Here is a 1,862-nt window from a genome sequence, read left to right as displayed (position 1 = left end):
TCATCCAGCACCAGCACCGCCGGGTCCGCCAGATACGCCCGCACCAGGCAAACGAGCTGCCGCTGCCCATGACTCAAATGCGCTCCCAAAGGCCCAACCTCGGTGTGGTACTGATGCGGCAACCGCTCCAATACCTCATCGGCGCCCAGCTCCCGGGCCGCCGCGACCAGGGTCGCGTCATCCGCCAACGGCGCCGCCAACCGCAAGTTGTCCAGAATGCTCCCGCTGAACAACACATTGTCCTGCAACACCACCCCGACATTGCGCCGCAACGCATGCTGGGCCAGCTCCCGCACATCAATCCCGTCCAGCCGCACCACGCCCGACTGCACCTCATAAAACCGCGTGAGCAACTGCACCAGCGTGCTTTTCCCATGCCCCGAAGGCCCGACAATCGCCAACACCTCACCCGCAGGAATATGCAAATCCAGCCCATTGATCACCGGCGCCTGCGCACTTGGCACATAACTGAAACCCACCTGCTCGAACCGCACCTCACCCCGCGCTCGGCCCAAATGGCGCGGTGTAGCGCTGTCGGTAATCTGCGCCTGGGTATCGAGCAACAGGAAAATCCGCTGCGCCGACGCCGATCCGGTGGCGTAGCGTTCAAACAGGTCCGACAGCTCCTGCAACGGCCCCAAGAACAGGAACACGTAAAACAGACTTTCGGCCACTTGCCCGACCGACACTTCACCGGCCGCCAGCCCATAGCCGCCCACCAGCAATAACAAGGCGATTCCCGCCGAACTCAGCAGCGCCGTAAAGGGCGCAAACCACCCCGAGCGCAAGCTGCCGCGAATCAGTGCATGGTTGAAGTCATCCAACAGCCCGCGATAACGCCGCAGGTTCGGCGTCTCCTGGGCGCACTGCTGCAGCATCCGCGCGCCGCTGACGCTTTCCACCAGGTGTGCGGTAAAACGGCTGCGGTTTTCCGCAACCCGCGCCCAGTTGCGCTGGGAGATCCGCTTGAAACTCCAGGTCGCCAGCACCAGCAACGGTACGGTGGCCACCAGGCTGAGGAAGAAACGCGGGTCGATACGCCACAACATCACCGATGCCAGGCCACAGCGCAGCAAGGCACCGAGCAGTTCAGGCGGGCCCTGGATCACCAAGGGTTCGAGGGCGTCCACGTCGCGGTCAACCCGGGAAATGATCCGCCCGGCACGGGTCTGGTCGAAGTAGCTGACGCTCAAGCCCTGGACATGCGCAAACACCTGCACCCGCAGGGCGTTCAACACGCGGATCGCCGCGCCACCGGCAACAAACTGCGAGACCCCGGCCAGCAGGAATCGCACCAGCCAACTGGCGGCCAGCCCCGCGCCCAGCCATAGCACCAGGCGCTCGTCCAGCAGCCAGTGGTCGGCCTGCTGAATCAAGCCACGGTCCAGCAGTTCACGCACGAACCAGGGTCGCAAAAACACCGTGAACACCAGCAACAGCTCAATGCCGATCACCGCGAAAATCGAGCGGCGGATTGGCCTGAGCAGCGGCAGCAAGCGTTTGAACATGCTGCGGTCGAGGGCCTTTTTCGCGAGCATTTCTTCAATTTCGATATCGCTCAAGGCTTTGCCGGCGATTGGATTAGCCATGGTCGATCCCCAGCAGGTCGCGGTAGTGCGGGTTGGTGTGTTGCAGTTCGGCGTGGGTGCCTGTGGCGGCGATTTTGCCGTCCGCGAGCATCAGCACCCGGTCGGCCAGGAGGATGGTCGACAACTTGCTGGAGATCACCAGCACGGTGGTACCGCGCAGTTCTCGCAGGTTGTTCAGTACGTGCCGTTCGCTGATGGCGTCGAGGGCGCTGGTGGCGTCGTCCAGGCACAGGATGTCCGGTTGGCCCAGCAGCGCCCGCGCCAGGCACAGGC

1 protein-coding gene and 1 pseudogene are annotated in these 1,862 nt (G+C 63.6%); both read right to left on the bottom strand.

Going from position 1 to position 1,862, the window contains the following annotated elements:
• Window positions 1-1,589: ABC transporter ATP-binding protein (locus tag HX846_RS35825; protein WP_178967303.1), on the bottom strand; the 1,589-nt coding region annotated here is incomplete at its 3' end.
• Window positions 1,582-1,862, bottom strand: a pseudogene (locus HX846_RS35820) (ABC transporter ATP-binding protein); the annotation flags it as partial. The gene HX846_RS35825 and the pseudogene HX846_RS35820, both read right to left, overlap by 8 nt.

The organism is Pseudomonas sp. K5002 (assembly GCF_013386655.1).
GTDB lineage: Bacteria > Pseudomonadota > Gammaproteobacteria > Pseudomonadales > Pseudomonadaceae > Aquipseudomonas.
The sequence above is the reverse complement of the archived record's forward strand: the minus strand, read 5'-3'. Positions and strand labels throughout refer to the sequence as shown.